Annotated in this window: 23 protein-coding genes; 17 read left to right on the top strand and 6 right to left on the bottom strand. The window is 43.7% G+C overall.

Going from position 1 to position 20975, the window contains the following annotated elements; all coding sequences use genetic code 11:
* The first annotated feature begins 58 nt into the window (after positions 1 to 58).
* From moaC to EAH55_RS17610, 3 genes are read left to right on the top strand one after another with little or no spacing between them, the layout of a single operon-like run.
* Positions 59 to 529 carry a cyclic pyranopterin monophosphate synthase MoaC gene (gene moaC / locus EAH55_RS17620; RefSeq protein WP_114940333.1) on the top strand — a complete coding sequence of 157 codons (471 nt, stop codon included), beginning with the start codon at positions 59 to 61 and terminating at the stop codon, positions 527 to 529.
* Positions 510 to 1700: an NTP transferase domain-containing protein gene (locus EAH55_RS17615; protein ID WP_208644871.1), complete on the top strand. Its 1191-nt coding sequence runs from the start codon at positions 510 to 512 to the stop codon at positions 1698 to 1700. The genes moaC and EAH55_RS17615 overlap by 20 nt, the downstream gene beginning before the upstream one ends.
* Positions 1693 to 2751, top strand: a complete 1059-nt coding sequence (locus EAH55_RS17610; protein ID WP_121810781.1) for a HesA/MoeB/ThiF family protein — start codon at positions 1693 to 1695, stop codon at positions 2749 to 2751. The genes EAH55_RS17615 and EAH55_RS17610 overlap by 8 nt, the downstream gene beginning before the upstream one ends.
* A 140-nt stretch (positions 2752 to 2891) precedes the next feature.
* Here the strand turns inward: EAH55_RS17610 and EAH55_RS17605 are convergent, their stop codons facing one another.
* The 3 genes from EAH55_RS17605 to EAH55_RS17595 form a co-directional block, all read right to left on the bottom strand.
* Positions 2892 to 3311: a molybdenum cofactor biosynthesis protein MoaE gene (locus EAH55_RS17605; protein ID WP_244228234.1), complete on the bottom strand. Its 420-nt coding sequence runs from the start codon at positions 3309 to 3311 to the stop codon at positions 2892 to 2894.
* 18 nt (positions 3312 to 3329) lie between these two features.
* Entirely contained in the window at positions 3330 to 3758 is a 429-nt protein-coding gene (locus EAH55_RS17600; RefSeq protein ID WP_121810779.1) for a GNAT family N-acetyltransferase, read from the bottom strand.
* Positions 3759 to 3906: 148 nt separating this feature from the next.
* Positions 3907 to 4149, bottom strand: a complete 243-nt coding sequence (locus tag EAH55_RS17595; RefSeq protein WP_112574123.1) for a MoaD/ThiS family protein — start codon at positions 4147 to 4149, stop codon at positions 3907 to 3909.
* A gap of 385 nt (positions 4150 to 4534) precedes the next feature.
* On the opposite strand from EAH55_RS17595, the gene fdhD reads away from it, so the two are divergent.
* From fdhD to EAH55_RS17550, 9 genes are all read left to right on the top strand, one after another.
* Complete coding sequence (gene fdhD, locus EAH55_RS17590; protein WP_121810778.1) at positions 4535 to 5419, top strand: formate dehydrogenase accessory sulfurtransferase FdhD; 885 nt, start codon at positions 4535 to 4537, stop codon at positions 5417 to 5419.
* Positions 5420 to 5434: 15 nt separating this feature from the next.
* Positions 5435 to 5791: a DUF7009 family protein gene (locus EAH55_RS17585; protein ID WP_121810777.1), complete on the top strand. Its 357-nt coding sequence runs from the start codon at positions 5435 to 5437 to the stop codon at positions 5789 to 5791.
* On the top strand, positions 5788 to 8103 hold the full coding sequence (locus EAH55_RS17580; RefSeq protein WP_121810776.1) for an FdhF/YdeP family oxidoreductase: 2316 nt from the start codon (positions 5788 to 5790) through the stop codon (positions 8101 to 8103). Before EAH55_RS17585 ends, EAH55_RS17580 begins: the two co-directional genes overlap by 4 nt.
* Positions 8104 to 8178: 75 nt before the next feature.
* The gene (locus EAH55_RS17575; protein WP_091210719.1) at positions 8179 to 8496 is read left to right on the top strand and encodes a ferritin family protein; all 318 of its coding nucleotides are present in this window, start codon (positions 8179 to 8181) and stop codon (positions 8494 to 8496) included.
* Between the two features lie 105 nt (positions 8497 to 8601).
* On the top strand, positions 8602 to 9207 hold the full coding sequence (locus EAH55_RS17570) for a GDSL-type esterase/lipase family protein (RefSeq protein ID WP_112574119.1): 606 nt from the start codon (positions 8602 to 8604) through the stop codon (positions 9205 to 9207).
* Between the two features lie 42 nt (positions 9208 to 9249).
* Positions 9250 to 9978: an esterase family protein gene (locus tag EAH55_RS17565; protein ID WP_112574118.1), complete on the top strand. Its 729-nt coding sequence runs from the start codon at positions 9250 to 9252 to the stop codon at positions 9976 to 9978.
* A 49-nt stretch (positions 9979 to 10027) separates the two neighbouring features.
* A complete protein-coding gene (locus EAH55_RS17560; protein WP_121810775.1) occupies positions 10028 to 10549 on the top strand; it encodes an O-acetyl-ADP-ribose deacetylase in 522 nt (173 codons plus the stop codon).
* 42 nt (positions 10550 to 10591) lie between these two features.
* Positions 10592 to 11161 carry a Crp/Fnr family transcriptional regulator gene (locus EAH55_RS17555; RefSeq protein ID WP_121810774.1) on the top strand — a complete coding sequence of 190 codons (570 nt, stop codon included), beginning with the start codon at positions 10592 to 10594 and terminating at the stop codon, positions 11159 to 11161.
* A 66-nt stretch (positions 11162 to 11227) separates the two neighbouring features.
* A complete protein-coding gene (locus EAH55_RS17550; protein WP_121810773.1) occupies positions 11228 to 12250 on the top strand; it encodes an alpha/beta hydrolase family protein in 1023 nt (340 codons plus the stop codon).
* A 71-nt stretch (positions 12251 to 12321) separates the two neighbouring features.
* Here EAH55_RS17550 and EAH55_RS17545 read toward each other — a convergent pair whose 3' ends face one another.
* Positions 12322 to 13332, bottom strand: a complete 1011-nt coding sequence (locus EAH55_RS17545) for a Kelch repeat-containing protein (protein ID WP_121810772.1) — start codon at positions 13330 to 13332, stop codon at positions 12322 to 12324.
* Between the two features lie 201 nt (positions 13333 to 13533).
* On the opposite strand from EAH55_RS17545, the gene EAH55_RS17540 reads away from it, so the two are divergent.
* Complete coding sequence (locus EAH55_RS17540; protein WP_121810771.1) at positions 13534 to 14943, top strand: hypothetical protein; 1410 nt, start codon at positions 13534 to 13536, stop codon at positions 14941 to 14943.
* Between the two features lie 8 nt (positions 14944 to 14951).
* On the opposite strand, the gene EAH55_RS17535 is transcribed toward EAH55_RS17540, so the two are convergent.
* Positions 14952 to 15341 (bottom strand): hypothetical protein, encoded by a 390-nt coding sequence (locus EAH55_RS17535; RefSeq protein WP_121810770.1) that lies wholly within the window; start codon positions 15339 to 15341, stop codon positions 14952 to 14954.
* 164 nt (positions 15342 to 15505) lie between these two features.
* Here EAH55_RS17535 and EAH55_RS17530 point away from each other — a divergent pair, with 164 nt between their 5' ends.
* A complete protein-coding gene (locus EAH55_RS17530) occupies positions 15506 to 17923 on the top strand; it encodes a glycoside hydrolase family 3 N-terminal domain-containing protein (RefSeq protein WP_121810769.1) in 2418 nt (805 codons plus the stop codon).
* Positions 17924 to 18041: 118 nt separating this feature from the next.
* Entirely contained in the window at positions 18042 to 18482 is a 441-nt protein-coding gene (locus EAH55_RS17525; protein WP_112574110.1) for a DUF695 domain-containing protein, read from the top strand.
* A gap of 133 nt (positions 18483 to 18615) precedes the next feature.
* Here the strand turns inward: EAH55_RS17525 and EAH55_RS17520 are convergent, their stop codons facing one another.
* Complete coding sequence (locus EAH55_RS17520; RefSeq protein WP_121810768.1) at positions 18616 to 19446, bottom strand: sterol desaturase family protein; 831 nt, start codon at positions 19444 to 19446, stop codon at positions 18616 to 18618.
* 140 nt (positions 19447 to 19586) lie between these two features.
* Here EAH55_RS17520 and EAH55_RS17515 point away from each other — a divergent pair, with 140 nt between their 5' ends.
* Positions 19587 to 19967 carry a hypothetical protein gene (locus EAH55_RS17515; RefSeq protein ID WP_162996924.1) on the top strand — a complete coding sequence of 127 codons (381 nt, stop codon included), beginning with the start codon at positions 19587 to 19589 and terminating at the stop codon, positions 19965 to 19967.
* Between the two features lie 55 nt (positions 19968 to 20022).
* Entirely contained in the window at positions 20023 to 20886 is an 864-nt protein-coding gene (locus EAH55_RS17510; RefSeq protein ID WP_121810766.1) for a helix-turn-helix domain-containing protein, read from the top strand.
* Positions 20887 to 20975: the final 89 nt, after the last annotated feature.

The raw sequence follows: 20975 nt of genomic DNA, 5'->3' as shown, positions 1-20975 counted from the left end.
TGATAAAATATGCAAGCAAAATCCTTAAATCCTATAATCAAGTAAATCAAGGTTCATCATGTTAACCCACATAAACAAACAAGGCGACCCAAATATGGTTGATGTAACTGAAAAACAGGTTACACACCGCACGGCCACGGCGCGTAGCGTGGTTGCTTTGCCTGCCGAGGTATTTGAGCTATTGGCAGGGAACGAATTACAAAGCAAAAAAGGCCCGGTTTTTCAAACAGCTATTATTGCAGGAATTATGGCGGCAAAAAAAACTGGCGACCTGATTCCGCTTTGCCACCCGCTGGGTTTGGATAATTGTAACGTTACTATCCACATAAACGAGCAGCAGGAGGTTGAGGTTGATTGTACCGCAAGTATAACCGCTAAAACCGGGGTGGAAATGGAAGCATTAGTTGGCGCTTCAATAGCGGCACTTACCATTTATGATATGTGCAAGGCCATGAGCCATGATATAGTGATAAAAGAAACCAAACTGATATCAAAAACAGGAGGTAAACGTGACTTTAAAAGATCATAACCAGCCATCAGGCCATCGTAAACATGCTAAGCTGGCCAGGCCTTCAACCGGCAATTTTGGACGTAATGAATGGGCTATTGTAGGTGGTCCATGCACCGTGATCAAACTACTGGCCGATGATGTGGTCCGCTCGCTTTCGCCGGTATATAAATGCGCTTATGTGGATATGTCGCATAACGATGATATCACGTTACTACCCGGAAGGCTGGTAAGCGGCGCCTCACTTGAGTATACTGACCAGGTAAATTATCAGCAGTTTAATTATCAAAACCCGGTATATCCTTATCAGCTTAAGCAGCAATTTTCATCGGCGGATCTGGTATTGGTTAATGGCAACCATCAGCAGGCCAAAGCCCAGGTGGTGATCATCGACTTTAATAAAAAAGCATCGCTGCAAAAAAGAACAGATCAGCTTGATAATGTACAGCTTTTTCTGCTGGCCGATAACGCAAGTGAAATACCTGACTTTATACAGGAGGTTATTCCTCACTGGCAACAAATCCCGGTTTTAAAGGTAGACGACCGTGAAAAGATCGTAGCTTTTTTTGAAGCAGCTTTAAAGCAAGCCAGACCTGTTTTAAACGGACTGGTTTTAGCAGGCGGTAAAAGCACCCGGATGGGTTTTGACAAAGGCGCTGCTAACTGGCACGGCAAGGAACAGCGGTATCATATGGCCGATTTGCTTAAAAGTTTTTGCAAGGAAGTTTATATATCCGGCCGCCCGGGCCAACAGCAGGAAATTGACCCGGCTTATCCTGTTATAGAAGATACATTTACAGGTTTGGGCCCGTATGGTGCTATTCTTTCGGCGTTTCGTGAACAGCCGGACGCGGCATGGTTGGTAATAGCCTGCGATCTGCCATTGATGGATGATAGTACGCTCCGCAATTTAGCAGCCTGGAGAAACAGTTCTTCAGTGGCAACGGCTTATCATAGCCCGGTAACCAATTTTCCCGAACCTTTAATTGCTATATGGGAGCCCAAAAGCTACCCGGTATTGTTATCGTTTTTGGCACAGGGGTACTCCTGTCCCCGCAAGGTTTTGATCAATAGCGATATCACATTGCTAAATGCTCCGCATGAGGAGGCGCTGACCAATGTGAATACGCCTGAGGAATTGGAGAAAGTAAAATCAATGATCCATAATAAAATAGTTGCTACTAATGAATGAGGATTTACAACGATATAACTGCCAGATAGCGCTGCCTGGTTTTGGCGAACAAGCTCAGCAATTATTACAGCAAGCCCGCGTACTGGTAGTAGGGGCAGGCGGCTTGGGCTGCCCGGCCGCGCAGTACCTGGCATCAACAGGAATAGGCACATTAGGCATTGCCGATTTTGATATGGTATCGGTAAGCAACCTGCACCGTCAGGTTTTGTACACCCCGGCCGATGAAGGCAAAAATAAGGCTGAAGTAGCCTGCGCACGTTTACAAGCTCAAAACCCCGGTATTAAGCTTGTACCACATATCTCCAAGATAACCTCCGATAATGTCATGGACGTTATCAGTAATTATGATATTGTGCTGGATGGTACGGATAATTTTGAAACCCGTTACTTGCTTAATGATGCCTGCGTCTTGGCCGGTAAACCGCTTGTTTATGGCGCTATATACCAGTTTGAAGGTCAGATAGCCGTTTGGAACGTAAGCAATGGCAAGGGTGCAAATTCGCCCAATTACCGCGATTTATTCCCGGAAGTAGATGCCACGCAGATCCCCAACTGTACCGAAGGCGGGGTGATCCCTACATTGGCCGGTATTATTGGTTGCATGCAGGCCAATGAGGTTATTAAATACATTACTAAAACAGGCGAGCTGCTGGCAGGAAAAGTGCTGATATTTGATGCGCAAAGTATGCAAAGCCGCATCTTTAAGATAGGCCCGGTTACCAAAACGCATATCCGCAGGTTAAAAACAACTATTACCATTCCTTCTATTAATGCCGATGACCTGAAAAAAAGGATCCTGGTTGACGATACGGTTGAGCTTGTAGACGTACGTACCATACAGGAGCGCGAAGCTTACGACATTGGCGGCACCCATATCCCGTTAGACGAGGTTGAAGAATACCTGGCCTATTTTACCAGTCCGAATACCAAAGTTCTTTACTGTTCGTCAGGTAAGCGAAGCGATGAGGCGGTAAAGCTGATCCTAAAAATGATCCCCGAAGCTGATGTGTTTTCGTTGGAAGGTGGATTGGAAGGGTATAAGGTTAGTTAATACGTATGCTGTTGATAACAACAGCAATAATATAACGTCATTGCGAGGAACGAAGCAATCGCGAACTGTACAGAGCGTCTATACCAATCGGGGATTGCTTCGTTCCTCGCAATGGCGCTTTTCTTTTTTAATCCCAAATCCTAAGGATGTGCTGCTACCCAAACATCGCCATCTTCAAAGCTTTCTTTTTTCCAGATAGGGACGGTTTGTTTGAGTGTATCTATGATATATCTGCATGCGTCAAAAGCGGCATCACGATGGGCTGCTGAAACAGCTATTACCACAGGTACCTCGCCAACCTGCAGCAAACCGGTACGGTGATGGATCAAGATCTTTTGAACCGGCCAGCGCTCAAAGGCTTGCGCCGCTATCTTGTTCATCTCGCTGATGGCCATGGGCTCATAAGCTTCAAAATCAAGCTTTAAAACTTTTTTGCCTTTGGTGGCATTGCGCACGGTGCCAATAAACACATCTATTCCTCCCGATTCGGGCGACATGATCCAGTTGATACACGATTGGATATCCAATGTTTGGGCCGATAGGAGGATCTGTGTATTCAAGATGATGTAATTTAAATATTATTCAACTAATGATTTCATCAGATATTTAGGCGATTCGGAATAACCCTGCCTGTAGTAAAACCGGTGTGCATCCACCCGGCGCGAGTGGCAATGAACCTCTATCCGATCGCAATTACGCTCTTTGCCAAGTTCGGTAATATAATCTTCGAGGGCTTTACCTATGCCTTTGCCGCGGGTATTCTCATCAACAGAAAAACAACTGATGCGGATAAAATCGCCTTTAACAACTAATTGGGTTAAAAAGTCGATAGCTATAAATCCTGAAACCTCACCTTCATCTTCATAAACCAAAACCTGCGATGACGATTGCCCCAGCATCTTTTCAAGGTTCTCCGGCAAAAAATCTTCAGTACCGGGATATCCCAACTGGGTTAGCAGGTTTGATATTGCAGAATGATCGACAAGCGTAGCGCTTCTGATAGCCATTGTTTTATTTGGATTGAATGGATTTGTAATAAGTAATATTTAAGCATCTGCAACCGGAAGCTATCAATCAAACACGAGTGCTACTGCAACTGAAGCCTGCTACTAAACTGCCTGCTGCCACTAATAACCGCTACTAACTGCCAACTGACTACCCCCCGCTTACCGGTGGAATGATGGCTATTTCATCGCGTTCGTGAATGGTATCGCCGGGCAACGCATATTCGTTATTAACAGCCAGCATATATGATGATAGCTGCTTTAAACGCGGATATTGCTGTTCGAGCAGGTATTTCAAATTGGAGATGGTAGCGTCGTTTGTCATTTCCAGGCTAATTTCACCGCTTCCAAATATTTCCCTGGTCACTCCAAAAGCCAGTATATTGATCTTCATATCTCAAAATTATTCAATTTAGCTTATAAAACGAGTACTGGTTTTAAATTTAACATGATGTTATATGCAGGTCCAAGCGTCCACGCTTGAACTCAAACAAAAAGTACGCATCCTCGCTTACGATTCTCTAACTTAAGCTCGGGACGCTTGATCTTGCCGGGGTTAACACATGTTAATGCTGTTTTTTGTTTAATATTCTGGTTGTCAACTTGATGTGTGAATATAATCCAAATTTCTGTTAACCCTGTTAACCCCCTGTTGGCCTAAGTTAACAGTTATTGCATGGACGCTTACCCTCGAAATAATTCAAGCAGAGATGCTTGAACTTGTATTACGTGCGTAAACTTGCATAAACAAAGCCGCCCTTTAAGTTGTATATTTGAGTATGTCTACGCCATCAATTATACATATCCCCGTTGTAAAAGTTAACGCCAATCAAAGTGCGAGGGAAGAGGATAGTATAGCCATTGAAGAACCATTGGAAATTAAGTTAGAACATGGTCCTGCGGACAATCGGGAGGTGCGCAATATTTCCGTAACCATGCGTACGCCCGGCCATGATGCCGAACTGGCTACCGGTTTTCTTTTTACCGAAGGCATCATTAAAAATGCCGACGAGGTAAAATCGGCCAGACACAGCTTTATAGCTTGTGCCGAAAACAAGGAAAACACCATATTGGTAACCCTTGAACAGGATACTGTACCCAATCTCCAAAATACTGAGCGTAATTTTTATACTACCAGTAGTTGCGGCGTATGCGGCAAGGGTTCTATTAGTGCCATTCGTACAGTGAGCAATTATGCCGCCAGGGGGGATGATGGTAACATGATCCACAGTATTGTACTTAATCAGCTGCCGAAGATTTTGCGTAGGCATCAGCGGGTTTTTGATGATACCGGGGGCTTACATGCCTCGGCATTATTTACCCCCGTTGGCGAGTTGTTGCTGCTCAGGGAAGATGTTGGCCGGCACAATGCTTTAGATAAGCTTATAGGCGCAGCCATGATGTATAACTGGCTGCCTTTGCAGCAAACCATATTGTTGTTAAGCGGCAGGACCAGTTTTGAACTTGTACAGAAAGCGGCCATGGCAGGCATCAGCATCATTGCTGCTGTAGGGGCGCCATCAAGCCTGGCCGTGGAGCTGGCAAACGAATTTAATATCACACTTATAGGCTTTTTGCGCGATGAGCGCTTTAATATTTATACCGGCGCACACCGCGTCATGATTCCTGCCGATGAGGCCGTTTTGACCGCACCATCGGCATAAACCGTTTACTATCAAATGAAAATAAGAATAAAAGGTAATTCGCTGAGATACAGGCTTACCAAAACCGATGTAGCTAAACTGGCCGAAGATGGCTACGTGCAGGAAACGGTTGATTTTGGCAGTCAGCAGCTTGTTTATGCTTTAAGGCTGATTGATGACGAGCAGCTTTCGGCAACTTATAAGGAAAACATCATAACGCTTTACGCGCCTAAAGTAATGGTTGCCGGTTTCGCTGACGAAGATAAAGTTGGTTATGAGGGCAATCATGGCAATTTGCATTTACTGGTTGAAAAAGATTTTACCTGTTTAGATGAAGTTGTTGAAGATCAAAGCGATAATTATCCCAATCCATTGGCAGCTAAAAAGATATGAGCAAGGAACCAGAACAGGATCCGGCAGCTGAAAACCCTGAAGAACTGCTCGACCTGAAAATAACAGAACCGAAAGACTGGGCGGCGGGCATTCCAGCTGTAACAGTTGCCATGGTTGATATACTCAAGGAAACCGGCTTTGTAAGGGGAATGGAAGGCCTTTTTCATATGAACAAAAAAGGCGGCTTTGATTGCTCGGGCTGTGCCTGGCCAGATCCGGATGACGACCGCTCACCCATAGCCGAATATTGTGAAAATGGGGCTAAAGCTCTCGCCGAAGAGGCTACTACCAAAAAGCTCAGCGGGGAGTTCTTTGCCGAAAATTCGGTGGCTGACCTTGCCAAGCTCAATGATTACGACATAGGCAAAAAAGGGCGTATAGCTCAACCGATGTACCTTGCCAAGGGGGCCACGCACTATACCCCTGTAAGCTGGGACTTTGCCTTTAAAAAAATAGGCGATGAGTTAAATGCTTTGGCATCGCCGGATGAGGCTGCGTTTTATACATCTGGCCGTACCAGTAACGAGGCCTCATTTATGTATCAATTGTTTGTGCGCGAGTTTGGTACCAACAATATGCCCGATTGCTCTAATATGTGCCACGAAAGTACCAGCGTTGGCCTTGCCGATGCAATTGGAATAGGCAAGGGGACCGTTACCCTCAATGATTTTTACGATACGGATGTGATCATTATCATGGGGCAGAACCCCGGTACTAATCACCCGAGGATGCTCAGCGCGCTCGAAAAAGCCAAGGATAAAGGCTCGAAGATTATAGCCGTCAATCCATTGCATGAAGCCGGTTTAATGGGCTTTAAAAATCCGCAGAAGGTAAAAGGCATTTTGGGTATCAAAACCCAGCTTGCCGACTTGTACCTGCAAGTGAGGATAAACGGAGACATGGCACTGCTTAAAGCCATGGAAAAATTGCTTTATAAAGCCGAGCTTGAAAATCCCGGAAGTGTGTTCGATCATGAATTCATCAAAAAGAACACTACCGGCTATGTTGCTTTTTTAGATAGTCTGAATCAATACGAGGTTGATGACCTGGCCAAAGCTGCAGGCTTAATGGTAAAGGAAATTGAGCAGGCCGTTGAACTGATCAAAAATACAAACCGCATTATCATTTGCTGGGCCATGGGTGTTACTCAGCATAAAAACGGTGTGGCTACGGTAAAGGAAATTGTAAACCTTGCTATGCTTAAAGGTGCAATAGGCAAGCCGGGTGCCGGTTTATGCCCGGTTCGCGGTCACAGCAATGTGCAGGGAAACCGAACCATGATTATATGGGATAAACCCAAACCTAAACAGTTGGATAAACTTAAGGAGGTTTTCGGTTTTGAGCCGCCGCGGGGCCATGGCTATGATGTTGTTGAATCCATTAAGGCGATGGATGAGGGTAAACTGAAAGTGTTTTTCGCTATGGGTGGTAATTTTCTTTCGGCTACGCCCGATACTTTATTTACAGCACAGGCGCTACGTAAACTTAAACTATCGGTACATGTATCAACCAAATTAAACCGGAGCCATTTGGTGCATGGTGAAGAAGCTTTGATCCTGCCAACGCTGTCGCGAAGCGATAAAGATGTTGTAAACGGCGAAGACCAGTTCATCAGTTGCGAAAACTCTATGGGCGTGGTCCAGATGTCAAAAGGGATGCTGACGCCGGTATCTGAGCATCTGATGAACGAAAACCAGATTGTTTGCAATATGGCAAAAGCAACTTTAGGCAGCCGCTCTGTTATTGATTGGGATAAATACGCTAAAAGCTATGATGCCATACGCGATGTGATAGCCAAAGTTATTCCCGGTTTTGAGGATTATAATCAAAAGGTGCGCTTGCCCGGTGGTTTTTATCTGCCTAACCTGGCCCGTGAGGGCAAATTTATTACCGAAAAGAATGGCGACGTTGTGCCTTTCAATATTGCTCCGCTACCGAAACACGAACTTGCGGCAGATGAGTACCACATGACCACCATCCGTAGTCATGATCAGTTTAATACTACCATATATGGCCTTAATGATCGCTATCGTGGTATTCACAATGAGCGCCGGGTAATTTTGATGAACGAAAACGACATGCGGAAAGCCGGTTTTGGTCCGGAAGAAAAAGTTGACCTGTTTAACTACGACGATGGTGTGGAACGGGCCGCAAGGCTGTTTGTAGTAGTGCCCTACAATATACCTGAGGGCAACACAGCTACCTACTATCCCGAAGCCAATGTACTGGTGCCTATCAACAGCGTGGCTGTGCAAAGTAATACACCTACATCAAAACTGGTTACCATCAAAATAAGGAAACACCTGGCTTGATAACCATTCTAAATACTGCAAAGCTTAAAACAAAAATGTTTAAATCATGCTTATCTCCTTTAAAAAAGGAGTAATATGTCATTTGATCAATATCACGAACCTGCAAATGAGCTATCGGACGAAACCCGCACATTTGCCCGTATGATAGTTTCGTTAACCGAAGAAGCTGAGGCTATAAACTGGTATGAGCAGCGCATTTCGGTTGAAAAGGATAAACAGGCAAAAGCCATTATGCAAAACGCCCAGCAGGAAGAGTTTAAGCACTTTGGTATGGACCTTGAGTTTTTGCTGCGTAAAAAGCCGGTATGGCGTACCACTTTGCAGGCCATACTTTTCAAAAAGGGCGATATTGTGGAATTGGGAACCAAAGGCGAAGAAGCGGCGGAAGAATAGTCATTTTTACAATTTTAACACCATTGTTTTATCAACGTTACATTAAGTTTGGGCTATTGTATTATCTTTAGCGCTTAATTTAATACGGCCCTACTATAGAAGAATATGATCTGGTACGAAGAGGATGTGAAGCAGCTGGAAATCAGGCGAACAAAGCTTGATTACGTGCCGCGGGTAATATTTTACGGAAGCTCATCCATTCGTTTATGGAATACGCTTGATAATGATTTTGATGATATGCAGCCTGTTAACCTCGGTTTTGGAGGTTCAACACTGGCGGCATGCGTGTGGTTTTTTGAGCGGATAATGCATTCTTACAATCCCGAAGCCATTGTGGTGTACGCGGGTGATAATGATCTTGGCGATGGCCGCAATCCCGAAGAAGTTTTTATATTTTTTAAGCAGCTAACCGTTGAGGTTGAGCGGCTTTTTGGAAATATCCCCTGCTATTACATATCACTTAAGCCAAGCCTTGCGCGCTGGCCTATTGTTGAAAAGTACAGGTACACTAATAGCTTAATTGAAAACGAAATAATTCACCGCCATAAAAACTGGCAGTTCATCAACATATTTAATCAGATGATAGATGCTTCCGGTAAACCAATACGCGAATATTATGATAAAGATGGTTTGCATTTAAGCACCGCCGGTTACACTTTGTGGAAAAATGCAGTTTTGCAGCGAATGCCACAAAGCATCAAATTAGCTTAATATAGGGTTTACACGCATTTGTCATCTTTCAGCGGTTTAAAGATGAAAAGAGAGTACCACAAGTGGTTCAGTCCGTCGCTTCAGCGTAACATGGAATTGCTGGTTTTTGGCCATGCCGGTGCCTCTGTTTTATTTTTCCCTACACGTACCGCCCGGTTTTATGACTATGAAGACTGGAGGGTAATTGAAGCCCTACGCAGCAAAATTGAAGCAGGTCACCTGCAAATTTATTGTGTTGACAGCATCGACCGCGAAAGTTTCTATAATGAATACAGCCACCCTTACCATCGTATGGAAAGGCACTTGCATTATGAGCAATACATTTTGCAGGAGGTAGTGCCCCTGATGAAAACGCTCAATGCTGATGGGCCAATTATTTCGGCAGGTTGCAGTATGGGCGCTTACCATGCTGTTAATATCGGGTTTAAACACCCCTCGGTATTTGTTAAAGTTGTAGGCATGAGTGGCCGCTATGATATTACCCAGGCTATGGGTAACTTCCGCGATCTGCTGGATGGCTATCGTGATGAAAATGTGTATTTCAACATGCCTAACCAGTTTTTAAATAACCTGCACAGTCCCGAAATTATTGACCAGATCAAGCGCCTCCAAATTATCCTGGCCGTAGGCGAGGAGGACGCGTTTTTGGAAGATAATAAATACCTGAGCACTGTATTGGCGAGCAAAGGCATTCAAAACAGCCTGTATATCTGGCATGAGGAAGCGCATCGCGCGCGTTACTGGCGCAAAATGGTGCAGCTATATTTCTAAAAGCAAAACATTTCCCCGTTTGTTATATCAGCTATAAATCTTAAATGTTATGGGCGCTATTGAGTTGATACAGGGCGATATCACAAAAATTAAGGCTGATGCCATCGTAAACGCCGCGAACAGCTCGCTCATGGGCGGAGGCGGTGTTGACGGTGCCATACACCGTGCAGGCGGACCGGAAATACTGGAAGATTGCCGTAAAATAGTAGCCCGGCAAGGTGGCTGCAAAACCGGGCAGGCTGTAATTACCACAGGAGGCAAGTTGCCCGCTAAATATGTAATCCATACGGTTGGCCCTGTTTACAACAACGGTAAAAAAGGAGAGGATGAACTGCTTCATGCCGCTTATTTAAATAGTTTGAAACTTGCGGCCGAGAATGATGTACATATTATAGCTTTCCCAAACATCAGCACCGGTATTTATCACTTTCCAAAGGATAAAGCCGCGGCTATCGCCGTTAAAACTGTTCAGGATTTCTTGGCTGATAATAATGTAGTTGAGAAAGTGATATTTGTTTGCTTTGATGATGAAAACTATAATTTATATCAAAATTTACTCGCTCAAAATTGATGCGGACTTGTCAACTCCAAGCTAAGTGCATAAATTGCAGTTATGCACCCTGCTTTAAAACAACATATTGGAGATAAGTTAATACTCTCGCCGGAGCATGAGCTACTGGTAGATAATTGTTTTAAAACCCGACTAACCAAACGTAACGAGATACTGGTTGAAAAAGGAAGTATCGCAAGGCATTTGTATTTTGTAGTGAAAGGCTGCCTCCGCGTATTTTTGACCGATGATGATGGTAATGAATCAACCCGCTTCCTGATATTTGAGGGGCGTATGGGTACAGCGTTCCCGAGTTTTATATTGAAAGAACCATCTGTCGCATCCATTCAAAGCCCCGAACCATCCGAGCTATTGGTATTGAGCTATGCCGACCGTGACCTCTTGCTGAACGAAATTCCTGGCTTTGAAACTATGTATCGTTTGGGCCTTGAACTGGATTACATCGCATCCATACAACGGATAGAAAGCCTGATCACCATGGATTCAAAAGCCCGCTATAATATCCTGATGCAAACCCAGCCCGAGATTATCAAGCGACTCCCCAATAAAATAGTTGCGGATTATCTCGGGATCTCGCAGGAAACTCTCAGTCGCCTCAAATCAAAAAAATGATTTATTGACTATTGTCAATCTTTTTGAAATCGTAAATGCCTTGTTTTGTGGTATAAACACTAAACAATGATGTGCAAGCAAATACTTATCGCTGTTATAATACTGCTATCGGGTGGCGTAATTAAGGCTCAAAATTTAGGGGAACGTACGTTTAATTTTAAAGATCGCAGCCGTAATAACCGCCCAGTGGTTACAGAAATCTGGTATCCGACGGTAGATACGCTAAAACCATCAGATAAACATTTCTCACCCTTTTTACGACAACCAACCGTTCGTGATGGCAAACTCCCGGTGAATAAGCTGCCGCTGATCCTGCTCTCGCATGGCACCGGTGGCGGCAGGCTGACTTTAGAGTGGCTTGCCCAGGCCCTGGCAAACAGCGGCTGCATAGTTGCAGCTGTAGATCATTACGGTAATACTTATGATCATAAAATCCCGCTTGAATTTGTTAAACCCTGGGAGCGGCCTCTTGATCTCAGCTTCGCGCTTACCTCCTTGCTGAATAACTCAGATATTGGTCCGCTTATCGACCAGCAGAAGATCGGGGCCATAGGCTTTTCTTTCGGTGGTTATACCGTAATCGCCCTTGCCGGTGCAAGGCTTGATTTTGAACAGGCGCGTAATTATTATAAAACCACAGGCCGTAAAGAGTTGGAGATTCCCGAATTTCCGGGTCTGATAAAATTATTGGATGATAGTTCGCTTATCGCCGGGTCTAAACATGTGCCACCATTAAAGGATAAACGGATCAAAGCTTTCTTTTCCATATCGCCCGCACTGGGTTTCGGCTTTATCCGCAAAGAGCAGGTAGCCGATATTAAAAGCCCTTTGTATATTGTAGGCTCTCAAAGTGATAGCATCGCCCCTGTAAAAACCAATGCAAGGCATTATCATCAGTTAATCAGTAAATCAATCTATACCGAACTACCGGGCAAGATAGGCCATTATGTGATGCTTGGAGAAGCTATTGACGCAGTGAAGAAAGAGGCACCAATATATTTTACCGATGATCTTTCGGTTAACAGGCATGCTATCCATTTACAGGTAGATAGTCTGGCTGTAGGTTTTTTTAGAAAGGAATTGAAGTAAGGATATCACATTAAATAAAGAAGCCGGTTAAAAATAAACTTTAACCGGCTTCTTTGTATAATATCAGGCTTTTACCTGCTTGTAGAGTTTTTAAGGAATGGCGTAATATTGGTAGCCTGTACAGTTGCCAAAGTTGAAACATTAAATGCTTTGAAGCGTGTACTGCCGCCAAAAACAAACAACATATTATTTACTATAGCGGATGATGCAGCGCGACGAGGCTCCATATTTGATTTCAGTTTGGTGAATTTGCCACTATCGGTATCAAAATAACCTAACAGGTCTTCATCATCATAGCTACCTGCAACAAATATCACGCTACCGCTTGCGGCTACGCTGTTAGCCGACATAAACTCCGGTAGTTTGCCAACGGTTTTCCAGGTATTGGCCTTGATGTCATAAGCGTAAATATTAGTACCCTGGTGTTTAAGAAAAGTATCGTAACCACCAAAAGTGTAAATAACGCCGTTTACAACTGCTCCGGCAGCCTGCAGGTATTCGGGCATATTGGCTAATTGAGTGAATTTTAGTGTTAGCGGATCAAATTCATACACCGAATTGATGCTACGCTTGCCTTCGCGACTGCCGCCGAATAAGTAAATTTTGTTTTGCCATTCAATCGCGCTACCATAAGTGCTGGCCATCGGGTTTAATACTTCAAGATTTTTTACTTCCCCGGTTTTAATATCAACACTTTGTACGCCTTGAAATATCTGGCTGGTGCGTATGTCATTGCTAACGCCGCCAATACCCCCAAAAACATATATTTTACCGGTAGCTGGCACATAAGCCGTGGCTGATTGAACTTTGTTGCCGCCCATGTCGGCAATTTTAGTCCAACTGTTGGTTTCAGGACTGTATTTCAATACATCCGACGAATAGCCGCCGCGCCCTCCTTTATAACCGGCAACGGTGTAAATATTGTTGCCATCGGTAACACTGCTGGTCCAGGTAAGCGGATAGGGGAGATTACTTACATTTTGAAAAGTTACTGTTGGTACAGAAGTAGATTGGGCAGATACGGGATTGTAGCTTAATCCTGCAATAGCTGCAAAAAGACACAAGGTTTTTATTGATTTCATGGCGGTTTAGTTTAATAAGTGAATGTACAAATTATTAAACTGAGGTATAGAGCCTTTGGTTTAATTGTAGCTTATTATTTACACTAATATTATATAGTATTAATTGGCTTTTAACAAAAGCTTATTATTCAGCTAAAAACATTTTTACCGTGCAGGAGTTGATAATTTAACTCTTGGTATTAAAATATTTCTGCTGATACTATGAAAGCTTTTGTGTTTTGTTTCCTTATCCTATTTTTTGCCGGCGTTAATGCCGGGGCGCAAACCAAAAATGTAAGCGGTGTTTACGCCGGTATTGAATTAACACTGCCAGTTACTATGGGGGCCGGGATGGGGCGTAACGATGTGGTATACATGCTAAGGCCCGATGGAACGTTCAACGATCTGCTTGAAAAGCCCGACTGGAAAACCCGCGTTGCCGGTCATTACCAGGTACAGGGCAATACGCTCAAAATGCAGTACCTGAAAGGCACCAAACAAGAATACAAACTGGAAGCCGATGGTGATATTGATGCAGGTAGTTTCAATATTCTAAAACTTAATACATCTGATAGGGTGCCTGCCGGTTACTATGAATTTACGCATGCAAGCAGCATGGGCGGTATGAACACCGGACAAGTATTTGTTGGTACATCCGGCGAAAAAGGGCTTTATTTTGATGGCAAGGGTAACTTTAGTCAAAACAGTTCGTCGGCTACCATGGTATCTGGCGATGGTATTGGCGGCGGTGGGAGCCATAAGGATAGTGGTGCTGGTACTTATACTATAAAAGACGGCATACTTACTTTGATTTATAACACCGGTAAAACCGAAACCCACAGTTTCTTTTGCCGCCCCGGCGAAAAGCCGATTATGGCTGCCATAGATGGTAATATATATTTTATGAAAGATAAAGCGCCCAAAAGTGCTTCATCTACAGCAAAAACTACATCCGGAGCTCCACGTAATAATACCAAGTCGACTGGTGCTACTGAAACTTCCTTCACCGGAACGGGCGGTAATAATGATGCCGCAAGTTTACTAAGTAAAGCTGCCGAAGCTCATGGCGGGGCAAAGCTCGATGCAATTAAAACTATGCAGGTATCAGCCATAATGATGGGTATTGATATTACCCTGAAGGTTGATCTCGCCGCTCATCGTGTACGTTCTGAACTCCGAAAAGGAGGGAAGTTGCTACAGGTTGAGCAAATGGAAGGAGATAACGGCTGGCAATGGCGTAATGGCGATAAACAGCCGCTTTCGGCCTCACGCATTGCGCAGTTAAAACAAGGTTTCCGCTCCGGGCCGTTGCTATTCAGGAAAGAGAATCTCGATCACATCCAAAATGTTAAAGTGCAGGAGGGGAAAAACAATATGGTGATTGTGAGTTATAATTTTGATGGAGTCACCAGTTTTGCGGCTTTAAACAGTAACAATCAGTTGGTTGGCGAAGGCACTAAAACAGGTTCAGTGATCCAGGCATCGGCCTTTACAGGTTTTAAAACGGTAGATGGTATTGTTTTACCAGCTGCTGAATTACAAAGTGAAGGAGCGCAAAAAAGTAGTATTACCTATAACGACTATAAGATAAACCCATCATTTACCGATGCTGATTGGGCTGATGCCCGGTAGTGGATTGTTTATAAAGTTTTTAATACCCGTTGATATACAATCTTAACCGGTTCGATGAAAAAAATAGTGGCAATAATGATGAAAAATATCTGCCGGTCGCTTTCTTTATAGTTGCTTATCGCCAATAAACCAATAACCAGTAAAAACAATGGTGCTGCATATTTAAGTATGCTCCAGTTGGCTTTTGCCTTAGTATCGATAATGTTATATACCAGGTAGCTGCAAACAGCAATCACATAGCCTGGGATAGCAAACAAGGCATACATTACCGCTGCGGCTATCTCACTTCCCTCGCGGGTAATGCCATAAATAATAAATGCAATTATCAGGAAAGGGACGCAAATACCGGCCTGGATAAGCGCTTGTGAAATTAGGGTTACTGGTTGTTTTAAGCTCATCGAAAGCATAAAAGTAACAGAAAGTTTCTGAATAATGCAAGTGGTTGATTAAACGCTGTCAACTCAAACGATATAGTTAAAATATCCCGTCCAAGGCATGGCTATAACCGCGCAGGTTAAGCCTAAAGCTATATATTTGGAAAAACCAACCCTAAAACAACCTCATGAGAAATAAATACTGCCTGCCCCGGGTTTTCGTGGCATCCGCTTTATCTCTTAGCTTTAGCCTCAGTGCATCGGCACAGGAAAAAAACATCTACCACAAAGGCTGGATAGATTTTAACAAAAACGGCAAGATGGACGTGTTTGAAGATCCATCCCAACCCATTGACAAACGCGTGGCCGACCTGGTAAGCCAGATGACCGTTGAAGAGAAAACCTGCCAGATGGCTACTCTTTACGGGTACAAACGCGTATTGAAAGATGAAATGCCGGTGCCCAGCTGGAAAAACGAAGTTTGGAAAGATGGTATAGCCAATATTGATGAAGAACTGAACAACCTTACATCGCATACCGATGATGCGCCTACGCAGTATTCATATCCGTTCAGCAAGCACGCGTCGGCCATTAATACCATTCAAAAATGGTTTGTTGAAGAAACCCGTTTAGGCATCCCTGTTGACTTTACCAACGAAGGGATCCACGGTCTTAATCATGACCGGGCCACACCGTTGCCTGCGCCAATTTCAATAGGCAGTACCTTTGATAAAGAGCTGGTTTATGAGGCCGGTAAAACGGTTGGCCGCGAAGCTAAAGCTTTGGGATATACCAACGTTTACGCGCCGATACTTGACCCAGCCCGTGATCAGCGCTGGGGCCGCGTGGTTGAATGTTATGGTGAAGATCCATTTCATATTGCCGAAATGGGCAAGCAAATGGTATTGGGGATCCAGGAAGGTGGCGTAGCTTCAACGCTTAAACACTTTGCTGTATATAGCGTACCTAAAGGCGGCCGCGATGGGAGTGCCCGTACCGATCCGCACGTGGCCCCACGGGAAATGCATCAGTTGTATTTATACCCCTTCCGTAGGGTAATCCAGGAAGCACATCCAATGGGTGTAATGAGCAGTTACAACGATTGGGATGGCGTGCCAATTACCGGTAGCTACTATTTTCTTACCCAGCTTTTACGTCAGCAATTTGGTTTTAATGGCTATGTAGTGAGCGATAGTGAGGCTGTTGAGTTTCTTTACTCTAAACACCATGTGGCGACCGATTATAAGGAGGCTGTAAGACAAGCTGTTGAAGCAGGCCTTAACGTGCGTACCAACTTCACCATGCCGCAAACATTTATCATGCCTTTGCGCGAGCTGATTAAAGAGAACCGCATCTCGATGAAGATCATTGATACCCGTGTTGGCGAGGTGTTGAAAGTGAAATTCAGGTTAGGTTTATTTGATAGTCCTTACGTTAAAGACCCTAAAGCTGCTGATAAAATAGTACACACCGAAGCTGATAAGGCGATGAGCCTTAAAATGAACCGCGAATCGATGGTATTGCTTAAAAACGCTAACAACTTGTTACCGTTGGACAAAAAGAAATATCCTAATATTCTAATTACCGGTCCGCTGGCTAAGGAAACCAATTACGCTGTAAGCAGGTACGGCCCGTCACACAACCCGGTCACTACTGTGTTTGACGGGGTTAAAAATTACGTCGGCAATGATGCTAAAGTAAGCTATGTTAAAGGCTGCGATATGATTGATGCCACCTGGCCAGAAAGTGAGATCATCGAAACACCATTAACCGCTCAGGAGCAGGCCGGCATTGATTCGGCAGTGGCACAGGCTAAGCAGTCGGATATTGTAATAGCTGTGGTAGGTGAGGATGTTGACCGTGTAGGCGAGAGTTTATCACGTACAGGCTTAAACCTGCCGGGCAGGCAGCTGAAGCTGATCCAGGCTTTACAAGCTACAGGTAAACCTGTAGTAATGGTTATGATTAACGGGCAACCGCTAACCATCAATTGGGAAAACAAATATGTGCCAGCCATTTTAGAGGCCTGGTTCCCGAGCGTACAAAGCGGGCAGGTAATTGCCGAAACCCTGTTTGGCGATAACAATCCGGGAGGAAGGCTGCCGATCACATTCCCTAAAACAACCGGACAACTGGAATATAACTTCCCTTTCAAGCCATCATCACAGGCCGAACAGGGCGGGCAAAACAGTTGGGGTAAAACCAGTGTAAAAGGTGCTCTATATCCTTATGGCTATGGGTTAAGCTATACCACGTTTGAGTATAGCAATCTGCAGGTATCACCCGAAAAAGGAAACTCCCAGGGACTTGTACAGGTAAGTGTTGATGTAACCAATACCGGTCAACGCAAAGGCGATGATGTGGTGCAGCTTTATCTGAAAGACGAAGTGAGCAGTGTTACCACTTATGAGTACGACCTGCGTGGCTTTGACCGTGTAACCCTTAACCCTGGCGAAAAGAAAACGGTACAGTTCACCCTTCATCCTGATGACCTGGCACTGCTGGACAAAAACATGAACTGGACAGTTGAACCCGGCAAGTTTGAAGTTATGATAGGAAGCTCATCAGTTGATATTAAACTGAAAAAAGAGTTTGAGGTAGAATAAATACAAGCAAAATAAATCATCAACGTTAATGAAAAAGAGCAATTTGATTATAATTCAAATTGCTCTTTTTTTATGCTTATAGCGCTATTTTTCATAACTTCAGCGTAAAATTAAACCTATGATCTTAGATGATACCTGGGTATCGGTAGAGGCTGTATCCGATGAGGATATTCCGCTGTTGGTACGTTACAGACCCAATCTCACAAATTTTTTTGAAAGTGGCGCTTACTTTCAGCGCATGGACGTGACCTGGAGGTATGATACGTTTGATCCCTCACTATTACCCCCTGCAGATGAAATGCTTTTAATGGAACAGGTAGAAGATGCATTGGTGGATCTGCTTGAGGATGACCATCAAAGTATCCTTGCCTTTGTGTTCACCGGCGAAAACGAACGGTGGTGGGCCTGGTATACCACAGATATAGAAGTTGCAGGCGACAGGTTAAACGATGCCTTATCCGAGTTTGATGAACTCCCCATCAACATCACCGTTATTGACGACCCGGACTGGGAAGAATATTTTGGTGTAATGGAGGATTTTGGAGAGGACGTGGGGTAAGTTCCGATGTGTTACAGTAAGAGATAAAAGGCCGCACCAGAGGTGCAAAAGGTCTGTAGAAATAAGATAACAGATTTTTGGTGTGCCAGAGGTACACAACTTTGGTGTTATGTACCTCTGGCACCTTTGATTTTTAGTTCTGATGTCCTTTCGGTCTTTCCAATTTCTGAAAAGGTATTTTAAGAATATTTGCAAACCTGCCGGTAACGTTTTTATCCATGTGGGTATCAATACCAAAGCGGGTGTTTTCCTGTTCCAGTTCGCCAAAAGTGCCAAAAAGCCTGTCCCAGATGCTTAGTACGTCGCCGTAATTGCGGTCGGTGTGGGGTAGTTGATAATGGTGGTGTACGTGGTGCAGGTTAGGTGTTATAAATACCAAACCAACAATTTTGTTAACACGTTGCGGTAACCTGAATTCGGTATGGGCCAATATGTTAAAAATAGATTGAAAGGTTTGTCTTAATACCAAAACACTTACAGCCGGACCGCAAATAAACACCCAAAGCATTAAGCAGCAGGTGCGCACACAGGTTTCGCCTGGATGTTCACGAACGGTTGTCGATACATCAACATGTTGATCGCTGTGATGTACGAGGTGGAATTTCCAAAGTGGATCTATCTTGTGCATTACTACGTGGTAAATGTACTCGCACAGGTCAAGCAGCATGAAAAGACTGATGTAGTAAACCCATTTGTTGTGATGACCCGGTATATAATTAACCAGCCCCCAATGATGTGCATTGGTCCAGCCTACTATGATTAAAACAATGGTTGTAAGTAATAGCTGAATAGGGAGAGCGGTAAAAATAAACATCAGATTGGTTTTGTTATGCTGCCAGCGTTTTTTTACCGAAATACCTGATGAAAAACAAACTTCCATCAGCCATAATGAGCATATGATTAAAGCATACAAAGCAACTTGCACAGCATCCTGATGCTGGTCGAGGAATTGGGTAACCGTCATTCTTAAATTAGTAGGGTAGTCGCTTTTAAGTATTAAAAAGCAATTGGAGTGCAATTTCTTTTTTTTGAATGAATGTTTGATGAAGTGTGTTAAGCAGTTGTTAACAGGATATTGAATTATATATGATATTAAAAAAAAGAATGTTGATACTATCGCTGATCGCTTTAGTATTTTCAGGATGTTTTCAACTTTTTGGGCCCGGGCCAAGTACAGCTATTTTAACTGTATTTAATCCTGCAAAAAATCAGCAGGCCATTTTATTTTTAAAAGGAGGAAATACCACTTCCGGCGATTCTATGCAGATTTCTATAAAAGATGGAGACGAAATATTGGGTGATACTGAAGTTGGAAACATTTTTACGGCCGATAATGCGCACGTGGGCATTGCACTTGATACAAATGCTATAAAGTTGAAGTGGCTGAATAATAACAAACTGGAAATTGATTATAACAAGAAATTGAGAACATTTATTAAAGTTGATAGATACAACAATAACCTGATTCTGTACAAGACTTTTTAGATACTGACAAAGTACGGATGAAGGTAATCCTGTTATCTTTGTCATCACGCAAAAAATGAAACTATCGGTTACAGAACAATCTACAGGCGGCGATCTGCTGTTGCTTATCAATGAAAAACATTTCGACAGAATGTTTTACACGCGGGATCGTCAGCATAAATACCTTACCATAGCCTGGAACAGGGGCGAAAAGCAAACCGTTACCATTGATGAGGTGGATTATGATTTTTTGCCCAATACCATTTTGCCTTTAATGGTTAACCAGTCCTTCCGTTTTGAACGGCCCGAGGATATTGTGGCCTGGCAGTTTAATCGCGATTTTTATTGCATTGTTGACCATGATGAAGAGGTAAGCTGTGTGGGGTTCCTGTTTTATGGCAGCGCTGAGCAAGTATTTGTAAGCCTTGATGAAACCATGCAGTTTAAGTTGCAGCGCCTGCTCGATATTTTTATTGAAGAGTTTGAAACGGCCGACAACATCCAGATAGATATGCTCCGGATGCTACTGAAACGCCTCATTATTATTGTAACCCGGCTGGCCAAGGCCCACCGGGGGCAAAGTGAAGCAACAGCCGATGAGAAATTTGGCACTATCCGCAAGTTTAATTTAATGGTTGAGAATAATTACCGCCAGCAGCATTCGGTGGCCTATTATGCACAGCAGTTAAATAAATCGCCTAAAACGCTGTCAAACCTTTTCGCTTTGTATAACCATAAAACACCTTTGCAGGTAATACAGGAGCGGCTTATCATTGAAGCTAAACGGTTATTATACTACACCGATAAATCGGCAAAGGAAATTACCTATGAACTTGGTTTTGATGATGCGGCTTATTTCAGTAATTTCTTCAAAAAACATACCTCCTTTTCACCTACCGATTTCAGAAATAACAAGCTTTTCGTTGCCGAAGGGAAATAATTACAAGAAGCCGGGAAATTTGCCCATTCCGCAGGGCTGCTAAAGTCGCCACCTTTGTAGTGTTAATTCAAAACAACAAATATTAACAC

The organism is Mucilaginibacter kameinonensis (assembly GCF_003675385.1).
Lineage (GTDB): Bacteria > Bacteroidota > Bacteroidia > Sphingobacteriales > Sphingobacteriaceae > Mucilaginibacter > Mucilaginibacter kameinonensis.
This window is presented reverse-complemented; position numbering and strand designations above follow the sequence as displayed.